The organism is Gilvibacter sp. CC01 (assembly GCF_055755295.1).
Window position 1 is genome coordinate 685,500 of the sequence record NZ_CM146909.1, and the last position, 20,703, is coordinate 706,202.

Below are 20,703 nucleotides of genomic sequence, written 5' to 3' on the forward strand. Positions count from 1 at the left end.
GTATTTTACACTTGGTCAGCTGCGGGCATATCGCTATTTTTGGGTGACAAAAAATTATTCCATGATAGACAGAAAACACCTCATCGATCGGTTTGTAGGCTATGTGACCACAGATACCGAATCTGACGCCAGCAGCCCAACTACCCCCAGTACTGAAAAGCAGTGGGACTTGGCCAACAAACTCTATGAAGAGCTAAAGGCCATTGGAATGACGGAGGTGACCATAGACGACAAGGCCTATGTAATGGCTACCTTGGAATCTAATGTAGATCACGAAGTACCTACCATTGGCTTTGTAAGTCATTTTGATACTTCTCCGGACTTTACCGGTGCCAATGTGAAACCACAGATACACGAAAACTATGATGGTGGTGACATTGTCTTGAACGCTGAAAAACAGATCGTGCTCTCACCTAGCTATTTTGAGGATCTACTGCTCTATAAAGGACAAACACTTATTACTACAGATGGCACTACCCTTTTGGGTGCCGATGACAAAGCAGGGATTACCGAGATCGTCTCTGCCATGGAATACCTGATAAACAATCCAGAAATTCCGCACGGTCGAATTCGCGTATGCTTTACTCCGGATGAGGAGATCGGGCGCGGAGCGCATCATTTCGATGTAGAGAAATTTGGTGCCGATTGGGCCTATACCATGGACGGCAGCCAGATCGGTGAGTTGGAATACGAAAACTTCAATGCCGCAGGCGCCGTGGTAACTATAAAAGGTAAGATCGTGCATCCTGGCTATGCCAAAGGAAAGATGATAAACAGTATGTATATCGCTACGGAGTTTATCAATGCGCTACCTGTCAATGAAACTCCAGAGACTACCGAAGGCCGTGAGGGCTTCTATCATCTTTACGATCAGCAAGGTAGCGTAGATGAAACCAAATTGCAGTACATAATAAGAGATCACGACCGTGAAAAATTCGAAGCGCGCAAAGCAACCTTTCAAGATATTGCTCGTCTATTGAATGAAAAGCACGGAGCCGGTAGTGTAACTGTGGCGATTAAAGATCAGTATTACAATATGCGGGAAAAGATAGAACCCGTAATGCATATTGTAACACTGGCCGAGCAGGCAATGCAAGAGGCAGGCATCACGCCTATCATTAAGCCTATCAGAGGCGGTACCGATGGTTCTCAATTGAGTTTTATGGGCTTACCCTGTCCGAACATCTTTGCGGGTGGTCACAACTTTCACGGCCGTTACGAATACGTACCGGTAGAGAGTATGGAAAAAGCCATAGAGGTAATTGTGAACATAGCTCGCAGGCTGGCCACTAATTAATTAATTTGCTACAATGAAAAAGAAACTGCTAACAGCCCTACTGGGCCTGTTCACTGCTGCCCTATGGGCACAAGACAATGAATCCACAACCCCTAAACCTATAGAAGAACGCAAGCACGAGCTTCGGTTAGACGCACTAGAAGCACTTGCGGTACCTAATATCGAATTCAGTTATGAATACGTGCTAAGTCGCTATTCCGGAGTAGGAACCTCTGCGAGTTTTAGTTTAAACGATGACTTTGACGAATACCAAGCCTGGGCCTTGACCCCTTTTTACCGACAGTATTTCTTCAATAAAAAGGAATACGGGGCACGCGGCTTCTTTGTAGAAGGACTTTTAAAATTCGCCGGAGGGACAGAAGAGAACTTCGATTATTTGGTGACTATAGATGGTGATACCACGGAGATCATAACTCAAGAGAACTGGTTCAATGCAGGTATAGGAATTGCCCTAGGACAAAAATGGGTAAGCAATAACGGCTTTGTCTTTGAACTCAGTTTAGGTGGCGGCCGCTACCTTATAGACGACCAAGACGGCCCAGAAGGATTCTTAAGAGGAGGAATATTGGTGGGTTACCGTTTTTAAAAAATACAAGGGCCATAAAACAAAAAAGCCGTTCTATTGAGAACGGCTTTTTTAATGCTATAAAAGCGAATTATTTCTTCGCGGGTTCGTTAAAGCGTTTGCTCTTGTCCATAGAAATAGCGGCGCGATCGAACTTGATCTTTCCAGCTCCGGTTTCTATAATACAAGTACCGTCGTCATTCAGATCGAGTACTTTGCCGTGCATGCCGCTTATAGTCACCACGCGATCTCCCTTTTTCAACTCTTCGATGAACTTGCGTTCTTGTTTTTGTTTCTTACGCTGCGGAGCGATCAGAAATAAATAGAATACTGCAAAAAGCAGTAATAAGGGGATAAATTGTTGGAATCCTTCCATGGATTATTGTCCTGAAGTGTTAACTTGGATAGGAGAACCTGTTGCACCAGCTTTAGGTGTTACGAAAGCTTTGATCTTGATAAGCTCTTTCCCGTTACGAGTGTTAGCAGTGATAGTCACTGTTTTGCTTACCTGATTCTGACCAGATCCGTTGAATTTTACTAGCATCTCTCCTTCTCCTCCTGGAGGGATAGACTCACGAGACCAAGTTGGAACAGTACATCCACAGCTTGATTTAGCGTCAACTACAACCAATGGAGCATTACCGGTATTCTTGAATTTGAACAAGTGCTCTACGTTAGTTCCTTGGTCAATAGTTCCAAAATCGTGCTCTGTAGTCTCAAAAGTCATTACAGGGAACTTAGCTTCATCACCACTAGCGCTAGTGGCTGCTTCTGCATTTGCAGATACGTCTGCTGCTCCGTCTACTTTGTCAGCAGCGTTCTCTTTACATGAAGTAAAAGCGAAAGCAACAAAGGCTGCCAATATTAATGCTGATTTTTTCATCTTTTTGGGTTTAATTTTTTTAAGAGTGGCTAAAATAACCAAATTTTCTATTCTATCTAAGCCCGCGTCCTATTTTGTTCAGGCTGTTATCGTCGCGGTATTGCTGAACTAATTTGTCTAGAATACCATTGATAAAAATACTGCTTTTCGGGGTAGAATACTCCTTGGCAATTTCTAAATATTCGTTAATTGTCACCTTAACTGGGATACTTGGAAAATGTATAAACTCCGCAATTCCCATCTTGATCATGATCATATCCAGGTCTGCAATGCGATCCTTGTCCCAGTTTGGGGTCTTAGCAATAATGTCTTTGGTGTACTTCTCGTCATGCAAAACCACCTTTCTGAAGAGCTCTACACCAAAGTCCAGATCTTCTTTGTTCTTAAAGGCCGGTGGGGTTAATTTACCGTCACTTGGATTCGGACCCATTTGATTCAAGAGCTTGACGATCCCTGTATTTACCACCGGATAATCGTCTAACCAGGTAAGACGCTTGTCTTCAAAATAGTCGTAAAGCTTGTCGTTAGGCGCAACAATCTCTTTAAAAAGTTTGATGACAAACTCTTTATCAGTTTTGAAATCGCGGCTGGAATTGTCTAAGTATTGCTGGTAAAAATCCGCGGCCATCAACTCCTTATACAAAAGACTGATGTATTCGTCATCGAGTTTCCAAAAGTCCAACTTACGCTCGGCGACCAAGGTGTTCAATGCTTTATTCTCTTTTAAGAGTAACAGCACTTTATTGTCTATAAAAGCAGTATTGGGATTGAGGTCTTCTTGAGTGACCAAGTGTTTTTTCTTATGCTTTTCCAGCTGATCGGCCCCGTAATCGCGCAGATTGATTAGCAAACTTAACATTACCAAGTGCAGGTCGCGCATTTGCTCCATACTATACACTAGGAATTTTTCACTCTTTTTGAGCTCATCTATCTCGGCTTTGTCAAAAGCATAGATGGTTTGCAATACTTTGATACGAATATGTCTTCGGGTCAGCATGGGTAAGAACTTAATACAGGTATACTTAATTGTACCCTGCAAATGTAATAAAAAACGCTTCTGGTCTAAAGCGGATTAGCTATCCTTTTTTCTGGCATCAATACGCGCTTGAGCAATATCAAAGGCTGCCTGATGTGTAGTAATATCTTGTTGTTCTGCTTTTGCTAGGATCTCTAAGGTAGTGTTGTAGATATTCTCTGTCTTACGCATAATATCTGCCTTGCCGTAGTTTTCCAATTCCGCGTACACATTGATGATACCTCCAGCGTTGATCAAGAAGTCCGGAGCGTAAACAATTCCGCGCTCGCGCAGTCGCTTTCCGTGAATATTCTCATCGGCCAGCTGATTATTAGCTGCCCCAGCGATCACCGCCGCTTGCAACTGCTCAATGGTATTGTCGTTAACGGTGGCTCCTAATGCGCAAGGTGCATAGATATCCATAGGCTCAGCGTAAAGATTATCTCCACGATATATCTCTGCTCCGTATTTGGCACTTACCTCTTGCAAACGCTCTTCGCTAATATCGCTCAGGACAACTTTAGCACCTTCGTTGGTCAAATGCTCAACCAAAGCCTCACCAACATTACCGATTCCCTGAACAAACACACGCTTGTCTTCTAACATCTCTGAACCGTATCGATACTTGGCAGCCGCCTTCATTCCCATAAATACGCCATAAGCGGTAATTGGAGATGGGTTACCGGCTCCTCCTTTTGCTTCGGAGATTCCAGTGACATAAGGAGTCACGGTACGTACCAGATCCATATCTGAAGTAGCCATACCTACGTCTTCTGCAGTAATGTATTTACCTCCTAAAGAGTGTACAAATTCACCAAAGCGCAACATAAGCTCCGGAGTCTTTTGTGTTTTGGCGTCACCAATGATCACTGCCTTACCACCCCCTAGATTAAGGCCGGTAATAGCTGACTTATAGGTCATACCTCTAGAAAGACGCAATACATCATTGAGCGCTTCCCATTCCGATTTATAAGACCACATCCGAGTACCTCCCAAAGCCGGTCCCATGACCGTATTGTGGATACCGATTATTGCTTTTAAACCTGTATCTTTGTCATTGCAAAAGACCACCTGTTCGTGGTTATCGAAGGAAAACTGTCCAAAAACGGGGTCCATTTTTTTGAGGTCTTCAGTAGGTATGATTTCTGCCATCATAGAATATATAGGTTATGAATCCTTTAAAAAGGACGGGCAAAAGTAACAGTTAATTGAAATATTAACAACTAAATAGGGGCAGAAATAAGAATAATTTATTAACCATCCTTAAAAGGAAATGAAGGAACTCAAGTATCTCAACAAGTTTTTTATCAAATATCGCGGCCGTTTAGCCCTCGGGCTCTTCATTACAGTGATCGCAAGATTTTTTTCCCTTTTCATTCCGATCTTCATTGGCAATATAGTGAACACTGTGGATTCCTTCTCATCTGCTTCTGAAGCCCAGATGGATTCGCTTTTGTCCGATGTAAACACCAACATTTTAATCATTCTCGGAGCTGCTTTATTGGCCGGATTCTTCACCTTTATCATGCGACAGACCATTATTGTGGTTTCTCGCTTTATAGAGTTCGACCTCAAAAATGAAGTATTCCAGCAATACGAACGCCTGTCGCTGGCTTTTTACAAACAGAACCGCACCGGAGACCTAATGAGCCGAATCAGCGAAGATGTCTCCAAGGTGCGTATGTATGTAGGGCCTGCCCTTATGTACAGTGCCACCACGGTGACCACTTTTGTGGTGACCATTAGTTATATGATCTACAGCGCGCCACTACTGACCTTGTACGCGGTTACCCCTTTACCTATCTTATCGGTAGCTATCTACAAATTGAGCCGCGCTATTCACAAGCGCAGTACAGTTGTACAAGAATATCTGGCCAAATTGACCACTTTTACCCAGGAATCCTTTAGCGGGATCTCAGTCATAAAAGCCTACGGAATTGAACCCCCAACCAACAGCAGTTTTGTGGAACTTGCGGAAGGCAGCAAAGACAAGAATATCGACTTGGTAAAGGTTCAAGCCCTGTTCTTCCCTCTTATGATACTACTTATAGGGATCAGCAACACACTGGTCATATATATAGGAGGGAAACAATACATAGACGGGCAGATCGATCTGGGAACCATAGTCGAGTTCTTGGTTTATGTAAATATGCTAACCTGGCCAGTGGCCATTGTGGGCTGGGTGACCTCTATGGTACAACAAGCAGAGGCCTCTCAGAAGCGCATCAACGAATTCCTTGGGCAAGAACCAGAAATCGTAAATCCAAGTGTTGAAACGGTTAGCCTTAAGGGAGCGATCCGTTTTGAAAACGTACACTTTACTTATCCAGACACCAACATCAAGGCCTTAAAAGGCATTAGTTTTCAGTTGGCGCCAGGTGAAAAACTCGCTATTCTTGGAAACACCGGCTCGGGGAAGTCGACAGTACTTGAGCTGCTGGGCCGCCTTTATGATGTGGAAAAAGGTAGTATTACTGCGGATGGAATAGACCTGCGCGAGATCAATCTGGAAGCATTCAGACAACAAATGGGTTATGTCCCACAGGACGCTTTCCTTTTTAGTGACACCTTGGCCAACAACATCAAATTTGGCAAGGAAGATGCTACCCAAGAAGAAATTGAACAGGCTGCTAAGATGGCTGTGGTTCACGATAATATTATCGATTTTAGCAAAGGCTATCAAACCATACTCGGAGAACGCGGTATTACCTTATCCGGAGGACAAAAACAACGCGTTTCTATTGCTCGTGCCTTAATCAAATCACCTAAATTGCTGCTTTTAGACGATTGCCTCTCCGCAGTAGACACCGAGACCGAGGAAGCAATTTTGAGCAATTTAGAGATCGCTACCCAAGATTGTACCACCCTTATTGTGAGTCACAGGGTCTCTTCTGCAAAGACTGCAGATCAGATCATTGTGTTAGAGGACGGGGAGATTCTACAGCAGGGAACACATCAAGAATTACTCGCTCAAGAAGGCTATTACAAGGAGCTTTATCAAAAGCAATTGGCCGAAAAAGAAATATAGTTGCCGCGTTTGTTTGCTACGATTTTTTTTTAGAGATTTGGCTAACGCAAAAACTAAACGAGACATGAGTGATCACATGCTGGAGAAAGAAGAAATCTACTCCAAGGTCTTAAGAGCTGGCCGCCGGACGTACTTCTTCGATGTTAGATCTACTAAAGCAGGAGACTATTACCTTACCATTACAGAGAGTAAAAAATTCACCAACGAAGACGGTTCTTTCCACTATAAAAAACACAAGATCTATCTCTATAAAGAAGATTTTGCCAGTTTTAGAGAGCACGTCAATGATATGATAGATTTTATCATCACAGAGAAGGGTGAGGAAGTGATAAGCGAGCGTCATCAGAAAGATTATAAAAAGGAATATCAGAACGGGCAACCAGAAACGGTAGCCGTAAGTTCTGAATCCGGCACGCAATCGTTCACAGACATCGATTTTGACGATATTTAAATCATAAAATTTCCCTAAATGAAAAACCGCTTGCACCCTTTGCCAGCGGTTTTTTTTATCTTTAAAGCTTAATGATTGACTTATAAGGATCAACCACAACACACCAACCAACCATGTTAAAATTCGCTTTAAGCCTTGCCGTATTTTTTTCAGTATCGGCCGGAATTGCACAAGATTACCACGTAGACCTGAATTACTATCTCCCTGGAAATGTTAGCTATAATCCAGATATACCAACCCCAGAAAGTGTTATAGGACACCAGATTGGCCATTGGCATATTACCCATGACAAGTTAGCCATGTATATGCAAGCATTGGCTGCAGCCAGTGACCGCATGACCATAGAGTCGCGCGGTACTACTTTTGAAGGTCGCCCGATCTTACTGCTCACCGTAACTGCTCCAGAGAATCACGGACGCATCGATCAGATACGCGCGGAGCATATGGCGCTAACCGACAACGGTAGCGGAGACACTTCGCAAATGCCGGTGATCTTGTATCAAGGATTCTCCATTCACGGGAACGAACCCAGCGGATCTAACGCATCTTTGCTCTACGCTTATTATTTGGCTGCGGCCCAAGGACCAGCCATAGAAGAAAAGCTCAAGAATACGTTGATCTTATTGGACCCTTCATTCAATCCAGACGGTTTGCAACGCTTTGCTTACTGGGCTAATGTGCACAAAAGCATAAACATCAATCCGGATCCGAATGATCGCGAATACAGCGAAGTTTGGCCTGGAGGACGTACCAATCACTACTGGTTTGACATGAATCGAGATTGGTTGCCGGTACAATTGCCGGAATCTAGAGCGCGCATTACCAGCTTTCACAAATGGTATCCGAATGTACTGACAGACCACCACGAGATGGGAACCAATGCTACTTTTTTCTTCCAACCAGGTATTCCGTCGCGTACGCACCCATTAACGCCACAGCGCAATCAAGACCTAACGGGAGAAATAGCGACTTATCACGTAAAAGCGCTAGATCAGATAGGAAGTTTGTATTATACCCAGGAGAGTTTTGATGATTTTTATTACGGTAAGGGATCGACCTTTCCAGATATTAATGGTGGAATTGGAATCTTGTTCGAACAGGCCTCTTCTCGCGGACATGCTCAAGAAAGTGTAAACGGTATTCTGACTTTTCCATTTACCATAAGAAACCAATTAACCGCTGCTTTGAGTACCCTAGAAGCCTCTGCTACCATGCGTACCAAACTCTTAGATTACCAAAAGCAGTTCTTTAGCGACGCCCGCTCTGAGGCTTCTAAAGGTGGAGCCTACATTGTAGGAGATGCCAAAGATGCCGCTCGTGTGTATCACTTTGCAGAGATCTTGGAGCGTCATAAGATCGATTTCCACGAACTCAAAAGCGATGTGAATGTGGCTGGAAAATCGTACAAGAAAGGATACAGTTATATTATTCCTAAGAATCAGAAGAACCACAGACTCCTAAAAGCGATGTTCGATGTACGAACCACTTTTAAAGACTCTTTGTTTTACGATATTTCTGCCTGGACCTTCCCTATGGCTTTCAACCTCAACTATAGCGACAAAGCCTCTTTAAGTGCTGCAGGGCCAAAAGTAGAAGACCTAAAACCCAAAGAGACCATTTTGACCAATACTGGGGGCTATGCCTATTTAATGGAATGGCATGAGTACTATGCTCCAAAGGCGCTGAATATGATCTTAGAAAAAGGCTTACGTGCCAAGGTAGGTATGAAGCCGTTTAGTCTAAACGGTAAGCAATACGACTACGGTACCATTATGATTCCAGCTCAGAATCAAAAATTAGACGCACGCGATCTGGCCAAGTTCCTCAACGATGTGGCCAGAGAGAGTCATATCGAGATCACTGGAGTTACCACAGGCTATACAGAAGGGATCGATTTGGGGAGCAATCAGTTTAGAGCGATAGAGAAACAAGAAGTAGCCATTATTATTGGCGATGGGATGAACCCTTACGACGCTGGAGAGATCTGGCATTTGTTTGACACGCGCTACGCCATGAAACTCACTAAAATAGATTCTAGAGATTTTGGCCGAGCCGATCTGAGCCGTTATACGGACATAATCGTTCCTAATTTTTGGGGATCTGCCTTAGACAAATCAGACGCAGAAAAACTAGACAGTTGGATCCGCAGTGGTGGGACCCTAATTGCCTATAAGAATATGGGGCGTTGGTTGGACAGAAATGAACTGATGAAGATAAAATTCAAATCGGCTCAAGACACCGCCACCAACATTAGCTTTGAACAACGCGGCGATTATTTTGGAGCTCAAGTTATAGGAGGAGCGATCTTTGAGACCAAATTGGACCTCACCCACCCTATTGCCTTTGGGTATACCAAGACTAGTATGCCTACCTTTAGAAACAGCACTTTGTTCATGGAGTCAGACCCGCAGAGCTACAACAACCCAGTGCAATACACGGACAACCCACTTTTGAGTGGATATATCTCCGAAGAGAATCTGGAGCAATTAGGCGGAACTTCTATGGTGAAGATACAGGGTAAGGGCCGCGGACAGATCATATATTTTACCGATAACACCAACTTTAGAGCCTTTTGGTATGGCACCAATAAGTTGCTTATGAACGCCGTATTCTTTGGAGATGAGATGTAAAAAGGCTTTAGAAAATCGCTTAAAAAGGGAAGTAGCAATACTTCCTTTTTTATTTAAGCTATTCGCAATCCGTTTGGAACGTCTTTGTTGGGAGACAGGAGCGTGACCGCCTTGCCCTCTACAGCTCCGAGAACCAAACATTGGCTCATGAATGGGCCAATTTGTTTTTCAGGGAAGTTCACCACAGCAACCACTTGAGCACCTAGTAGTTCCTCTTTATTGTACTTCACGGTGATCTGGGCAGAACTTTTAAAGGTTCCAAGAGCACCAAAATCTATCCAGAGTTTATAGGCTGGGTTTCTGGCTTCCGGAAAGTCTTCGACCTTTACAACGGTTCCTACACGCATGTCTACTTTGGTAAAATCGTTCCAACTGAGGTCCATATGCTGTTGTATTTAAAGCACTAAAAATAGGCAATCTTACCGTATCTTTGTTGTAACGATGACTGCGGAGTCGCGACAGATATCGTATACCAAAACTTTGAACTGCATGGCAAGAACTGAATCTAAAATGATCCCTTTGGGCACGGTAGCCCCTGACTTTTTTCTGGACGATGTTATGAGCACAGGCTTTAAAAGCTTGGACCAAGTAAAAGGCGATAAAGGAACGGTCATTATGTTCATTTGCAACCACTGCCCTTTTGTAAAACACGTCAACGAAGAGTTGGTGCGTATTGCTAACGATTATACCGTACCAGGTTTTGGCTTTGCGGCTATTAGCAGTAATGATGTAGAAACCTATCCGCAAGACGGACCAGAAGAAATGTACGATACCGGACGAAGGCACAAATACCCCTTCCCCTATCTATACGACAAGACTCAAGAAGTAGCTTTCGCCTACGGTGCAACCTGCACCCCAGATTTCTTTGTTTTCGATGCAGATCTAAAATTGGTGTACCGCGGACAGTTGGACGATTCTCGCCCATCTAACGGTATTCCTGTAAACGGCCGTGACCTGCGTGAAGCTCTGGATAACATTCTAAATAATCATCCGCAGCGCAAAGATCAAAAGCCGAGCATTGGCTGTAATATCAAATGGAAACCAGATTCCAAAGATCCCCTGGAGTTTTAGACGCATCCTTTCCGAGTTAACCTAATGATGTATATTTGCGGCTTCTTAGCAGAGAGCCCATGAAAACCTTATTACGCAACTTTACCCAAAACCCAAAGAACGACTTACTATCTGGTCTTACCGTGGCTTTAGCCTTGGTGCCAGAAGCGGTAGCTTTTGCTTTTGTAGCTGGTGTTGACCCATTAGTTGGTCTCTACGGAGCTTTTATGATGGGATTGATAACCGCAGTCTTTGGAGGGCGCCCGGGGATGATCTCTGGAGCAACTGGAGCCATGGCCGTGGTAATGGTACATTTGGTGAGCAAAGGGAATGAGGTAGGGCTCAGCTTAGACCAACCCGTAGAACAATTAGGCCTACAGTGGCTCTTTATCACCCTATTGCTCGTGGGGCTGATTCAAATGAGTGCAGGATTCTTTCGATTGGGGAAATTTGTACGCCTTATACCGCATCCGGTAATGTTAGGCTTTGTGAACGGCTTGGCCATTGTGATCTTCTTATCGCAATTAGGGCTTTTTAAAACCAAGGTAAACGGTGAATTCCAATGGCTCAGCGGAGGTCCATTATACCTTATGCTCGGCTTGGTGGCCCTAACCATGGGAATCATGTGGGGCTTGCCTAAACTCACTAAAAAAGTACCCGCTGCCCTATTGGCAATTATCGTGGTTGCTGCCATAGCGATCTTTGGAGGTCTAGAAGTGAGCACAGTAGGATCCTTTATTCGTGAAGGAGGCGGCTCCGGATTAAAAGGCGGACTACCTATGTTCCAGTGGCAGCTCTTTGATATGTTCGCCACTCTAGACGGACATTGGCTTAGCACCATTGTTCCCACAGCGTTTATATTGGCGGCTATTGGCCTTATTGAATCCTTAATGACCCTCAACCTCATCGACGAACTGACAGAGACCAGAGGAAGCGGGAACCGTGAATGTGTGGCCCAAGGTGGGGCGAACTTCATCAACGGCTTATTTGGTGGTATGGGCGGTTGTGCCATGATCGGGCAGTCTATCATCAATATCAACTCTGGCGGACGCGGGCGCCTTTCCGGTATCGTTGCGGCCGTAGCCCTGCTTTGCTTTATTCTCTTCGGATCTGGACTTATTGAACAGATTCCTATTGCAGCCTTGGTCGGTGTAATGTTTATGGTAGTTATAGGAACTTTTGCCTGGAGTAGCTTTAGAATATTACACAAGATACCGCTAGCAGATACTGTGGTCTTAATTGCTGTTTCTGCTATTACCGTTTGGCAAGATCTGGCCATCGCAGTGCTGTCTGGAGTTATCATCTCCGCGCTGGTATTTGCTTGGAAGAACGCTACCATGATCCGTGCGCGGAAACAGATCAAAGAAGACGGTACAAAGGTCTATGAGATCTGGGGCCCTTTGTTCTTCGGATCTGTTCAGAACTTTAACGGCAAGTTCGATGTAAAGAACGACCCTACTCAGGTAGAGATTGATTTTATGGAATCTAAAGTGAGTGATCATTCAGGCATTGAAGCCTTAAGAGGAATAGCAAATCGCTATATACAACAAGGCAAGCAGGTAAAGCTCACTCATTTGAGCCCGGATTGTATTGCTTTACTACTCAAAGCCAATCCGCGTTTTGAGACCATCATAGAACGTTCTATAGACGATCCGCGTTATTATGTAGTCACCGATACGGTTGACCAAGAGATATAAAAAAAGCGGCCTTTCGGGCCGCTTTTTCGTTTACTTTACTTCCATAAGTTCTACATCGAAGACCAGGGTAGCGTTTGGCGGGATAACGCCTCCTGCTCCACGGCTTCCATAACCCAGTTCCGATGGAATGACCAAACGGGCTTTGTCTCCTACTTTTAAAAGTTGAATACCTTCGTCCCAACCTGGAATGACCTGCCCCATGCCTAATGGGAATTCGATCGGTGTTCCGCGGTTGTAAGAAGAATCGAATACCATGCCGTCTGCCAACATACCTTTGTAATGTACAGCGACTGTCTTTCCAGCCTCAGCCTTGGCACCACTGCCCTCTTGAATAAGTTTGTAATACAACCCACTGTCTGTCTTATCAAAACCAGCCGTTAGATCTTTCATGGCTTGCTCTACAGCGGCTTTGGCCGCAGCTTCGCGCTCGGCTTTAGCACCGTTGAACATTCTAAAAGCTTCTACGGCATTCCAATTCTTAGCATCGTCACCAACACGAACAATCTCTACCTTTTCCATAACATCTCCTTGCGCAATGGTATCGACTACATCTTGTCCTTCAGCAACTTTTCCAAACACAGTGTGCTTATTATCTAACCAAGGAGTCTCCACATGGGTTATAAAGAATTGGCTCCCGTTAGTTCCTGGGCCAGCATTGGCCATAGAAAGAACTCCAGGACCATCATGCTTAAGCTCTGGGTGGAATTCATCGTCAAAGTTATATCCTGGCCCACCAGAACCAGTTCCGTTAGGGTCACCACCTTGGATCATAAAGTCATTGATCACGCGGTGGAACTTAAGCCCATCGTAATACGGCTGACCTTGTGGTTTGGCACCATTTTCTAGGTTTCCTTCTGCCAAGGCAACAAAGTTACCGACAGTACCCGGGGTTTTATCGTAAGTGAGTTGAACTAGGATTTCACCTTTAGTAGTGGTGAATTTAGCATAGATTCCGTCTTGCATATCTTAAAGTTTAAGGCTGCAAAGATAAGGCTTTAAATCTGCTTCTAAAGGGAGATCAGTGACAAACTAGTTGGCCACTTCGCTGATGAACTTAATGCGGTACAAACGCAGTTCCTCGTCGTCATAATCGCCGTCAAACTCTTGCATGGCTACGTCGATCTTATCTGTTTCGGCCTCTAAGAAATAGTCGTGGATCTCTTCTTGCTGATCCTCGTCTAAAATATCTTCCAGATAATAATCGATATTGAGTTTGGTACCACTAAAGACAATGGCTTCCATCTCTTTGATGAACTCTGGCATCTCCAAGCCTTTGGCCGAGGCAATATCGTCCAGAGGTAGTTTGCGATCTATACTTTGAATGATGTAGAGTTTTAAGGCGGAGTTGGTTCCGGTAGATTTCACTACAAAATCATCTGGACGTTCTATCTCGTTCTCTTCCACGTAGCGCGCAATAAGTTGCACAAATGGGTCTCCGTACTTTTTGGCCTTGCCTTCTCCTACACCATGCACATTAGAGAGTTCACTGATGGTTATAGGATACTTGAGGGCCATATCTTCCAAAGAAGGGTCTTGGAAGATCACAAAAGGTGGCAAGCCCAACTTAGACGCAACCTTTTTCCGTTCGTCTTTGAGTAATTTAAACAGATTCTTATCGCTGCCTTCCCCATTGGATTTCTTTGCAACGGTAATAGAGTTATCGTCTTCATGATCGAACTTGTGATCTTCTGTCATCATGAAAGATTCTGGCTGCGATATAAAAGCTGCTCCTTTTTCTGTAAGCTTAAGCACTCCGTAGGTCTCAATGTCCTTTCTGATATACCCAGCTACCAAAGATTGCCGTATAAGTGCCATCCAATACGACTTATCGTGCCCTTTACCTGAGCCGAAAAAGTCTTGCTGATCTGTTCTGTGTGACTTGATCAAGGCATTGACATCGCCTATCAGGACTTTGACCAGTTCTTTGGCCTTATACTGCTGATTGGTCTTACTCAGCACATCTAATAAACGGTGTAACTGCTCTTTAGCCTCGTGTTGCTTTTTAGGATTGCGCACATTGTCGTCCATGTCGCCTCCTTCTCCGGTAGCCACATCGAATTCTTCTCCAAAGTAATGCAACAAAAACTTGCGTCTGGACATACTGGTCTCTGCAAAGGCCACCATCTCTTGAAGCAAGGCATGGCCTATTTCCTGCTCGGCCACAGGTTTGCCACTCATGAATTTCTCGAGCTTCTCAATGTCTTTATACGAATAGAATGCCAGGCAATGGCCTTCTCCACCATCGCGACCAGCACGACCGGTCTCCTGATAATAGCTTTCTATACTTTTCGGAATGTCATTGTGAATCACAAAGCGCACATCGGGTTTGTCGATTCCCATTCCAAAGGCAATGGTAGCGACCACCACATCTGCATCTTCCATAAGGAACATATCCTGATGCTTTACACGGGTCTTAGGATCAAGACCAGCATGGTAAGGCACCGCAGATACACCGTTGACCTGTAAAGTTTGTGCCAATTCTTCTACCCGCTTTCTGCTTAAGCAGTAGATGATACCACTCTTGCCTTGGTTCTGTTTTACAAAACGCGTAATGTCCGCATCCACATTCTTGGTCTTAGGACGCACTTCATAGAACAGATTGGGTCTGTTGAAAGAGGCCTTAAAGGTATTGGCCTCTTGAATCCCGAGATTCTTTAAGATATCTTCTTGCACCTTAGGAGTCGCCGTAGCGGTTAAGCCAATGATTGGGATAGCGTCTCCCAAGCGGTTAATAATGTTGCGCAAATTGCGATATTCCGGTCTAAAGTCGTGTCCCCACTCACTGATACAATGCGCCTCGTCTATAGCAACAAAACTCACCGTTACCGAGCGGAGGAACTCAATATTGTCTTCTTTTGCAAGCGATTCTGGGGCGACGTACAAGAGTTTGGTCACGCCGTCGACTATGTCTTGCTTTACTTGTTTTACTTCGGATTTGTTAAGGGAGGAGTTCAGTACATGGGCAATGCCTTTGTTTTCAGAAATTGCCCTTAGCGCATCTACCTGATTTTTCATCAATGCTATTAGAGGCGAAACCACAATTGCGGTTCCGTCTTTCATCAATGCTGGGAGCTGATAGCAAAGGGATTTACCACCACCCGTGGGCATGATCACAAAAGTGTTGTGGTCTGTCACCACACTTTTGATCACCTTTTCTTGTAGCCCCTTAAATTGGTTAAAACCAAAATACTTTTTGAGTGCAGCGTATAACTCGGAATCGTTCACTCTTTTCGCGTTTAATAAAATCTGCTTGTCGTTCAATACCGTCAGTCTGTTAAAATGTCGGTATCAATCAGAAGAAAAATACATGAAACTCTCCTGCCGTTAACTCCCCAGAGGCATGAAAAATTATGTACTTTTGTATTTACAATATACTAATTTCTTTAGACCTCAGCAAGAGAATAATTCCCGAGTTTTAATGAATCGAGAGCAGATCATTGCCATTGCCAAACAAACTATAGATACAGAGAGTAAAGCCATAGCGCATCTTTCTAGTTTGGTAGACGATACCTTTGCCGCCGCCGTAGAATATATTTACAATTCCAACGGACGTGTGGTTGTTACGGGTATAGGAAAAAGCGCCAATATTGCCACAAAAATAGTAGCTACCCTAAATTCTACAGGGACTCCCGCTATTTTTATGCATGCCGCAGACGCCATTCACGGCGATCTGGGAACCATTCAGCAAGAGGACACTGTGATCTGTATCTCCAAAAGTGGAAACACACCCGAGATCAAAGTCTTGGTTCCACTTATCAAGGCTTTAGGCAATAAGCTTATGGCTATTACTTCTAACAAGGAATCTTTTTTAGGCCAACAGGCGGATTATGTGTTACACGCCTATGTGGAAAAAGAAGCTTGCCCAAACAATTTAGCACCGACAACCAGCACCACTGCCCAGTTGGTGATAGGCGATGCCTTGGCGGTTTGCTTGTTGGAAATGCGCGGTTTTAAGGCTTCAGATTTTGCCCGTTTCCATCCGGGAGGCTCTTTAGGGAAACAACTGTATTTACGCGTTCGCGACCTTACGGCTTTGAATACCAAGCCACAAGTATGCCCTCAGACGCCAGTAAAGGAAGTGATCATAGAAATCTCTAAGAACATGCTCGGCGCTACCGCCGTAGTAGAAGACAATAAGATTGTGGGTATTGTCACCGATGGCGATCTGCGTAGAATGCTTACCAAGGTAGACAACATTTCTGGGTTGGTTGCTTCGGATATTATGACTGCAGATCCTAAGACCATAGACCAGGACGATATGGCAGTGGCCGCCTATAGAAAATTAGACAAGTATGGAATCACACAATTACTGGTAGAAGATGCCGGGAAATACAGCGGCGTGGTTCATATTCACAATCTAACAAAAGAAGGAATCATTTAATGGCAGCAAGCGCAAACCCAGGCAAGGAAATGTCGTTTTTAGGCCATTTGGAAGAACTCCGTTGGCATTTAATCCGTTGTACTATCGCTATAGTAGCAATGGGGATGATAGCCTTTTTGGCCAAATCGTTTGTATTCGATACCCTTTTACTCGGCCCAAAAAGTGCCGACTTCCCTACCTACAGAATTCTTTGCCGTGTGGCAACATTTTTAGGCTTTGAAGACAGTTTTTGCTTTACCGAACTACCCTTTAGAATACAGAGTCGCAAGGTAGCTGGTCAATTCTCGGCCCACATCTGGACTTCTATCACGGCAGGTTTCATTGTAGCATTTCCGTATGTGATTTACGAATTCTGGCGCTTTATAAGCCCGGGACTCCGCCCTAACGAGCGCAGAACTTCCCGTGGTTTTATTGTGATAGCCTCGCTGTTGTTCTTTACAGGTGTATTGTTCGGATACTATGTAGTAACTCCGCTATCGATCAACTTTCTCGGGTCTTATCAGGTAAGTGAGCAGGTCTTTAACGATTTTGACTTAGACAGTTATATCGCCTTGGTCCGATCTGCCACAGTGGCCAGTGGACTTATCTTTGAGCTGCCTATTATCATTTACTTCTTAACTAAGATCGGCTTGGTAACGCCGCAGTTCTTAAGGAAGTACAGAAAGTATTCGCTGGTATTGGTACTTATCTTATCAGCAATAATTACTCCACCGGATATTGCCAGTCAGATCGTAGTGGCGGTGCCAATTTTGGTACTCTATGAAATCAGTATTTATATCTCTAAAGCCGTAGTGAAAAAACAGGCCAAAAAGGCCAAAGCTGCCCATGGATAATATTGTAGACTCTTTTAACGACTATCGCGCCAAAATGAACGAAAAGATCTTGGCCGACAACAACAAGATCGTAAAACGCATCTTTAATTTAGACACAAACACCTATCAAGAAGGCGCCTTGTCTAAAAAGACCAAAGAACTTTTAGGACTAGGAAACTCTTTAGTACTCCGTTGTGACGACTGTGTGCGCTACCATTTGGAGGCATGCTATAACCTAGGTCTCTCTAAAGAAGAGGTAGTGGAAGCCATGAGTGTTTCCCTGCTTATTGGTGGAACTATTGTGATCCCACACTTGCGTCGCGCCTATGAATATTGGGAGGCTCTTGAAGTTAAGAATAGTTGAACCCGAATTTGCAATGGCAAGTCTATTACGTCATGAAATTGCTTCAAAATATCATTAATACCTCTTTTCGATTTCATCATAGCGCTGCTATGATTACAATCTCCAAAGAGCCGTATTTTTTTGCACTTTCAAGCCTTATGACGACCTCCCGTCACAAAGTCGGGTTAAACCCTTTGCCTCTCCGCAGATAATTAGCATATTTGTCCTATGAAGCTTCGCGCAGAAAATCTGATGAAATCTTATAAAGGCCGCCAGGTCGTAAAAGGGATCACCGTAGAGGTGAACCAAGGAGAGATCGTTGGATTGTTGGGCCCTAACGGAGCGGGAAAGACCACTTCATTTTACATGATCGTTGGGCTTGTAAAACCCAATAGCGGCAATATCTATTTAGAAGGGACTGAGATCACCAAATTCCCAATGTACAAGCGTGCACAGAATGGAATAGGCTATTTGGCGCAAGAAGAATCTGTTTTTAGAAAGCTCAGCATAGAAGACAATATCTTGAGTGTGTTGCAGCTTACCAAGCTCTCGAAAAAGGAGCAACGCGCCAAAATGGAATCGCTAATCGAGGAATTTGGCTTAGGACACATTCGCAAGAACCGTGGCGACCTACTTTCTGGTGGTGAGCGCCGTAGAACAGAAATCGCCAGAGCCTTGGCTACGGATCCTCACTTCATTCTACTGGATGAGCCATTTGCAGGAGTTGATCCTGTGGCAGTAGAGGACATTCAGCGTATTGTGGCCCGATTAAAGGACAAGAATATTGGAATCCTCATTACAGATCACAACGTACAAGAGACCTTAGCTATTACGGACCGCACCTATTTGATGTTTGAAGGAAGTATCTTAAAACACGGTATTCCAGAGGAACTCGCCGCAGACGAAATGGTGCGTAAGGTGTACTTAGGTCAGAACTTTGAACTCCGTAAAAAGAAGCTGAACTTCTAAGCTTCTTCTTCTGATTTTTTTGCTTCGGATTCTTTAATGGCTATTAGTTTCTTCTGATAGCGACTCTGTACAATATCTACCACCACCAAAACCACAATTACAAAATAGAAGGTGGTCTTTGACATGGGCGTAATGGGGTTGTCAAACAAGGTGAGATGCGCAATATGCCCGCCTTCTGTGAGTAGCATGATCCCGACGATAAATAAGATAAAGAGACCGAGTACCTCATACATGCGGTTGCGTTCTAAGAATTGAGCCACCCTATCGGCCAACCAGATCATTAATAGTCCACCCATAACAATAGCAGTTGCCATTACCCAAAAGACATCGGTTAAGGCCATGGCACTCAAAATAGAATCGAAAGAGAATACCAAATTCATCACTATAATGGCGGCTATTACCTTGGCTACAGATTTCTTTTTAGCACCTTCTACTTGTTGCTCCACATGTGGCACTCCTACCATATGCCAGATCTCTTTCATGGCCGTGTAGATAATGAACACGCCTCCGGCAAGGACAATAAGACTGTGTAAATTAAAGCTCCCTGTTGCGACACCCTCGAACGGTAATTCAAACCAAGGCTTTTGGAAATAATCGATCACAGAGATCAAAAAGAACAAGAGTCCAATACGCAATACAATGGCCATTAGTATACCGACCTTGCGGACATAGGCTTGTTTCTCTTTGGGAGCATTCTTAGATTCTAAAGAGATGTACAGTAAGTTATCGAAACCGAGAACGATCTGCAGCATCAATAGCATAAAGAGCGCAATGATATTCTCTGCCATGATATTTAGTTAGTCGTTAGATTTTTAAGAATGGACACCAAGACGTATCCTATAATAATAAAGGGAATTGCAATAAGTTTAAATACCAGTAAGCCAACAAGACTCGCTAATAGAAAAGCATAGATATGCCCATTTTCTTTAATCCCAAAAGACTTGAACTTAAGTGCGAACAGCCGTATCTCTGCGTGCATAAGCAGGCTGAACACCACAGTGATTCCAATAAGAACCCAAGTATTGGTTAACAGTTCATAGGCCCAGGCCGGGCTAAAATCTTCGGTGATCAATAAAAGGCTTGCAATAAAAATGGCATTAGCAGGCGTTGGCAATCCAATAAAGCCGGAGGTTTGTCTGTCGTCTACGTTAAACTTAGCCAAGCGGTAGGCAGCAGAAATCACAATAAGTAATCCAATTATGGGTAACCAACTTGGAAATAAGGCCTCTGGTATCAAGGGGTTTTTCTCCACCATTAAGGCATCTAAATAAGTACTTATGGTTCCATCCCACTCCGCATTGATCAATAGGTGAACCATTATAAGGCTAGGAACCAACCCACTAGTAATGACATCTGCTAAAGAATCTAGCTGCACTCCCACCTCACTGGTGACCTTAAGTGCACGTGCTGCAAAGCCGTCGAAAAAGTCGAAAAAGATCCCCAGAAACATAAAGAAAACTGCTCCTAAAGGTTGTCCTATAATAATGAACACTGCTGCGATACATCCGCAACATAAATTCAAAGAAGTAAAAAGGTGTGGGATGTATTTCCGCATGAGTAATTGACAATTGATTGTAAAAAT

The 20,703-nt window shown here is 44.0% G+C and carries 20 protein-coding genes; 11 read left to right on the forward strand and 9 right to left on the reverse strand.

Annotation, left to right across the window (positions count from 1 at the left end; translation table 11 throughout):
• Window positions 1-61 precede the first annotated feature (61 nt).
• Window positions 62-1,297: a peptidase T gene (gene pepT, locus AC0J2F_RS03210; protein ID WP_473008700.1), complete on the forward strand. Its 1,236-nt coding sequence runs from the start codon at window positions 62-64 to the stop codon at window positions 1,295-1,297.
• Between the two features lie 13 nt (window positions 1,298-1,310).
• On the forward strand, window positions 1,311-1,883 hold the full coding sequence (locus tag AC0J2F_RS03215) for a DUF3575 domain-containing protein (RefSeq protein ID WP_473008702.1): 573 nt from the start codon (window positions 1,311-1,313) through the stop codon (window positions 1,881-1,883).
• Between the two features lie 70 nt (window positions 1,884-1,953).
• Here the strand turns inward: AC0J2F_RS03215 and yajC are convergent, their stop codons facing one another.
• The 4 genes from yajC to AC0J2F_RS03235 form a co-directional block, all read right to left on the reverse strand.
• Complete coding sequence (gene yajC, locus AC0J2F_RS03220) at window positions 1,954-2,238, reverse strand: preprotein translocase subunit YajC (RefSeq protein ID WP_473008703.1); 285 nt, start codon at window positions 2,236-2,238, stop codon at window positions 1,954-1,956.
• Window positions 2,239-2,241: 3 nt separating this feature from the next.
• Entirely contained in the window at window positions 2,242-2,745 is a 504-nt protein-coding gene (locus AC0J2F_RS03225) for a DUF1573 domain-containing protein (protein WP_473008705.1), read from the reverse strand.
• Between the two features lie 52 nt (window positions 2,746-2,797).
• Window positions 2,798-3,742 carry a transcription antitermination protein NusB gene (locus AC0J2F_RS03230; RefSeq protein WP_473008706.1) on the reverse strand — a complete coding sequence of 315 codons (945 nt, stop codon included), beginning with the start codon at window positions 3,740-3,742 and terminating at the stop codon, window positions 2,798-2,800.
• 75 nt (window positions 3,743-3,817) lie between these two features.
• Window positions 3,818-4,915, reverse strand: a complete 1,098-nt coding sequence (locus AC0J2F_RS03235) for a Glu/Leu/Phe/Val family dehydrogenase (RefSeq protein WP_473008708.1) — start codon at window positions 4,913-4,915, stop codon at window positions 3,818-3,820.
• Window positions 4,916-5,033: 118 nt separating this feature from the next.
• Here AC0J2F_RS03235 and AC0J2F_RS03240 point away from each other — a divergent pair, with 118 nt between their 5' ends.
• From AC0J2F_RS03240 to AC0J2F_RS03250, 3 genes are all read left to right on the forward strand, one after another.
• Entirely contained in the window at window positions 5,034-6,788 is a 1,755-nt protein-coding gene (locus tag AC0J2F_RS03240; protein WP_473008710.1) for an ABC transporter ATP-binding protein, read from the forward strand.
• A 64-nt stretch (window positions 6,789-6,852) separates the two neighbouring features.
• Complete coding sequence (locus tag AC0J2F_RS03245) at window positions 6,853-7,239, forward strand: PUR family DNA/RNA-binding protein (protein WP_473008711.1); 387 nt, start codon at window positions 6,853-6,855, stop codon at window positions 7,237-7,239.
• Between the two features lie 113 nt (window positions 7,240-7,352).
• Window positions 7,353-9,869 carry a M14 family metallopeptidase gene (locus tag AC0J2F_RS03250; RefSeq protein WP_473008712.1) on the forward strand — a complete coding sequence of 839 codons (2,517 nt, stop codon included), beginning with the start codon at window positions 7,353-7,355 and terminating at the stop codon, window positions 9,867-9,869.
• Window positions 9,870-9,922: 53 nt separating this feature from the next.
• Here the strand turns inward: AC0J2F_RS03250 and AC0J2F_RS03255 are convergent, their stop codons facing one another.
• Complete coding sequence (locus tag AC0J2F_RS03255; protein ID WP_473008714.1) at window positions 9,923-10,252, reverse strand: tRNA-binding protein; 330 nt, start codon at window positions 10,250-10,252, stop codon at window positions 9,923-9,925.
• Window positions 10,253-10,358: 106 nt separating this feature from the next.
• Between AC0J2F_RS03255 and AC0J2F_RS03260 the strand changes: the two genes are divergently transcribed.
• Window positions 10,359-10,940 carry a thioredoxin family protein gene (locus AC0J2F_RS03260; protein ID WP_473008716.1) on the forward strand — a complete coding sequence of 194 codons (582 nt, stop codon included), beginning with the start codon at window positions 10,359-10,361 and terminating at the stop codon, window positions 10,938-10,940.
• A 59-nt stretch (window positions 10,941-10,999) separates the two neighbouring features.
• On the forward strand, window positions 11,000-12,616 hold the full coding sequence (locus AC0J2F_RS03265) for a SulP family inorganic anion transporter (RefSeq protein WP_473008718.1): 1,617 nt from the start codon (window positions 11,000-11,002) through the stop codon (window positions 12,614-12,616).
• A gap of 30 nt (window positions 12,617-12,646) precedes the next feature.
• Here the strand turns inward: AC0J2F_RS03265 and AC0J2F_RS03270 are convergent, their stop codons facing one another.
• Both AC0J2F_RS03270 and recQ read right to left on the reverse strand, forming a co-directional pair.
• On the reverse strand, window positions 12,647-13,579 hold the full coding sequence (locus AC0J2F_RS03270) for a peptidylprolyl isomerase (protein ID WP_473008720.1): 933 nt from the start codon (window positions 13,577-13,579) through the stop codon (window positions 12,647-12,649).
• A gap of 66 nt (window positions 13,580-13,645) precedes the next feature.
• Window positions 13,646-15,841 (reverse strand): DNA helicase RecQ, encoded by a 2,196-nt coding sequence (gene recQ / locus AC0J2F_RS03275; RefSeq protein WP_473008721.1) that lies wholly within the window; start codon window positions 15,839-15,841, stop codon window positions 13,646-13,648.
• A gap of 193 nt (window positions 15,842-16,034) precedes the next feature.
• Between recQ and AC0J2F_RS03280 the strand changes: the two genes are divergently transcribed.
• From AC0J2F_RS03280 to lptB, 4 genes are all read left to right on the forward strand, one after another.
• A complete protein-coding gene (locus tag AC0J2F_RS03280) occupies window positions 16,035-16,997 on the forward strand; it encodes a KpsF/GutQ family sugar-phosphate isomerase (RefSeq protein WP_473009359.1) in 963 nt (320 codons plus the stop codon).
• Window positions 16,997-17,830, forward strand: a complete 834-nt coding sequence (gene tatC, locus AC0J2F_RS03285) for a twin-arginine translocase subunit TatC (RefSeq protein WP_473008723.1) — start codon at window positions 16,997-16,999, stop codon at window positions 17,828-17,830. The genes AC0J2F_RS03280 and tatC overlap by 1 nt, the downstream gene beginning before the upstream one ends.
• Window positions 17,823-18,173, forward strand: a complete 351-nt coding sequence (locus AC0J2F_RS03290) for a carboxymuconolactone decarboxylase family protein (RefSeq protein WP_473008725.1) — start codon at window positions 17,823-17,825, stop codon at window positions 18,171-18,173. The genes tatC and AC0J2F_RS03290 overlap by 8 nt, the downstream gene beginning before the upstream one ends.
• 207 nt (window positions 18,174-18,380) lie before the next feature.
• A complete protein-coding gene (gene lptB, locus AC0J2F_RS03295; RefSeq protein WP_087524814.1) occupies window positions 18,381-19,121 on the forward strand; it encodes an LPS export ABC transporter ATP-binding protein in 741 nt (246 codons plus the stop codon).
• Here the strand turns inward: lptB and AC0J2F_RS03300 are convergent.
• Window positions 19,118-19,909 (reverse strand): TerC family protein, encoded by a 792-nt coding sequence (locus AC0J2F_RS03300; protein WP_473008726.1) that lies wholly within the window; start codon window positions 19,907-19,909, stop codon window positions 19,118-19,120. The two genes, lptB and AC0J2F_RS03300, sit on opposite strands and share 4 nt — an antisense overlap.
• Window positions 19,910-19,914: 5 nt before the next feature.
• Window positions 19,915-20,676 (reverse strand): CDP-alcohol phosphatidyltransferase family protein, encoded by a 762-nt coding sequence (locus AC0J2F_RS03305; protein WP_473008728.1) that lies wholly within the window; start codon window positions 20,674-20,676, stop codon window positions 19,915-19,917.
• Window positions 20,677-20,703: the final 27 nt, after the last annotated feature.

Bases quoted from the DNA above. Each gene is read 5' to 3' on its own strand.
- pepT (WP_473008700.1), top strand. From the start codon at position 62: ATGATAGACAGAAAACACCTCATCGATCGGTTTGTAGGCTATGTGACC.
- AC0J2F_RS03215 (WP_473008702.1), top strand. From the start codon at position 1,311: ATGAAAAAGAAACTGCTAACAGCCCTACTGGGCCTGTTCACTGCTGCC.
- yajC (WP_473008703.1), bottom strand. From the start codon at position 2,238: ATGGAAGGATTCCAACAATTTATCCCCTTATTACTGCTTTTTGCAGTA.
- AC0J2F_RS03225 (WP_473008705.1), bottom strand. From the start codon at position 2,745: ATGAAAAAATCAGCATTAATATTGGCAGCCTTTGTTGCTTTCGCTTTT.
- AC0J2F_RS03230 (WP_473008706.1), bottom strand. From the start codon at position 3,742: ATGCTGACCCGAAGACATATTCGTATCAAAGTATTGCAAACCATCTAT.
- AC0J2F_RS03235 (WP_473008708.1), bottom strand. From the start codon at position 4,915: ATGATGGCAGAAATCATACCTACTGAAGACCTCAAAAAAATGGACCCC.
- AC0J2F_RS03240 (WP_473008710.1), top strand. From the start codon at position 5,034: ATGAAGGAACTCAAGTATCTCAACAAGTTTTTTATCAAATATCGCGGC.
- AC0J2F_RS03245 (WP_473008711.1), top strand. From the start codon at position 6,853: ATGAGTGATCACATGCTGGAGAAAGAAGAAATCTACTCCAAGGTCTTA.
- AC0J2F_RS03250 (WP_473008712.1), top strand. From the start codon at position 7,353: ATGTTAAAATTCGCTTTAAGCCTTGCCGTATTTTTTTCAGTATCGGCC.
- AC0J2F_RS03255 (WP_473008714.1), bottom strand. From the start codon at position 10,252: ATGGACCTCAGTTGGAACGATTTTACCAAAGTAGACATGCGTGTAGGA.
- AC0J2F_RS03260 (WP_473008716.1), top strand. From the start codon at position 10,359: ATGGCAAGAACTGAATCTAAAATGATCCCTTTGGGCACGGTAGCCCCT.
- AC0J2F_RS03265 (WP_473008718.1), top strand. From the start codon at position 11,000: ATGAAAACCTTATTACGCAACTTTACCCAAAACCCAAAGAACGACTTA.
- AC0J2F_RS03270 (WP_473008720.1), bottom strand. From the start codon at position 13,579: ATGCAAGACGGAATCTATGCTAAATTCACCACTACTAAAGGTGAAATC.
- AC0J2F_RS03280 (WP_473009359.1), top strand. From the start codon at position 16,035: ATGAATCGAGAGCAGATCATTGCCATTGCCAAACAAACTATAGATACA.
- tatC (WP_473008723.1), top strand. From the start codon at position 16,997: ATGGCAGCAAGCGCAAACCCAGGCAAGGAAATGTCGTTTTTAGGCCAT.
- AC0J2F_RS03290 (WP_473008725.1), top strand. From the start codon at position 17,823: ATGGATAATATTGTAGACTCTTTTAACGACTATCGCGCCAAAATGAAC.
- lptB (WP_087524814.1), top strand. From the start codon at position 18,381: ATGAAGCTTCGCGCAGAAAATCTGATGAAATCTTATAAAGGCCGCCAG.
- AC0J2F_RS03300 (WP_473008726.1), bottom strand. From the start codon at position 19,909: ATGGCAGAGAATATCATTGCGCTCTTTATGCTATTGATGCTGCAGATC.
- AC0J2F_RS03305 (WP_473008728.1), bottom strand. From the start codon at position 20,676: ATGCGGAAATACATCCCACACCTTTTTACTTCTTTGAATTTATGTTGC.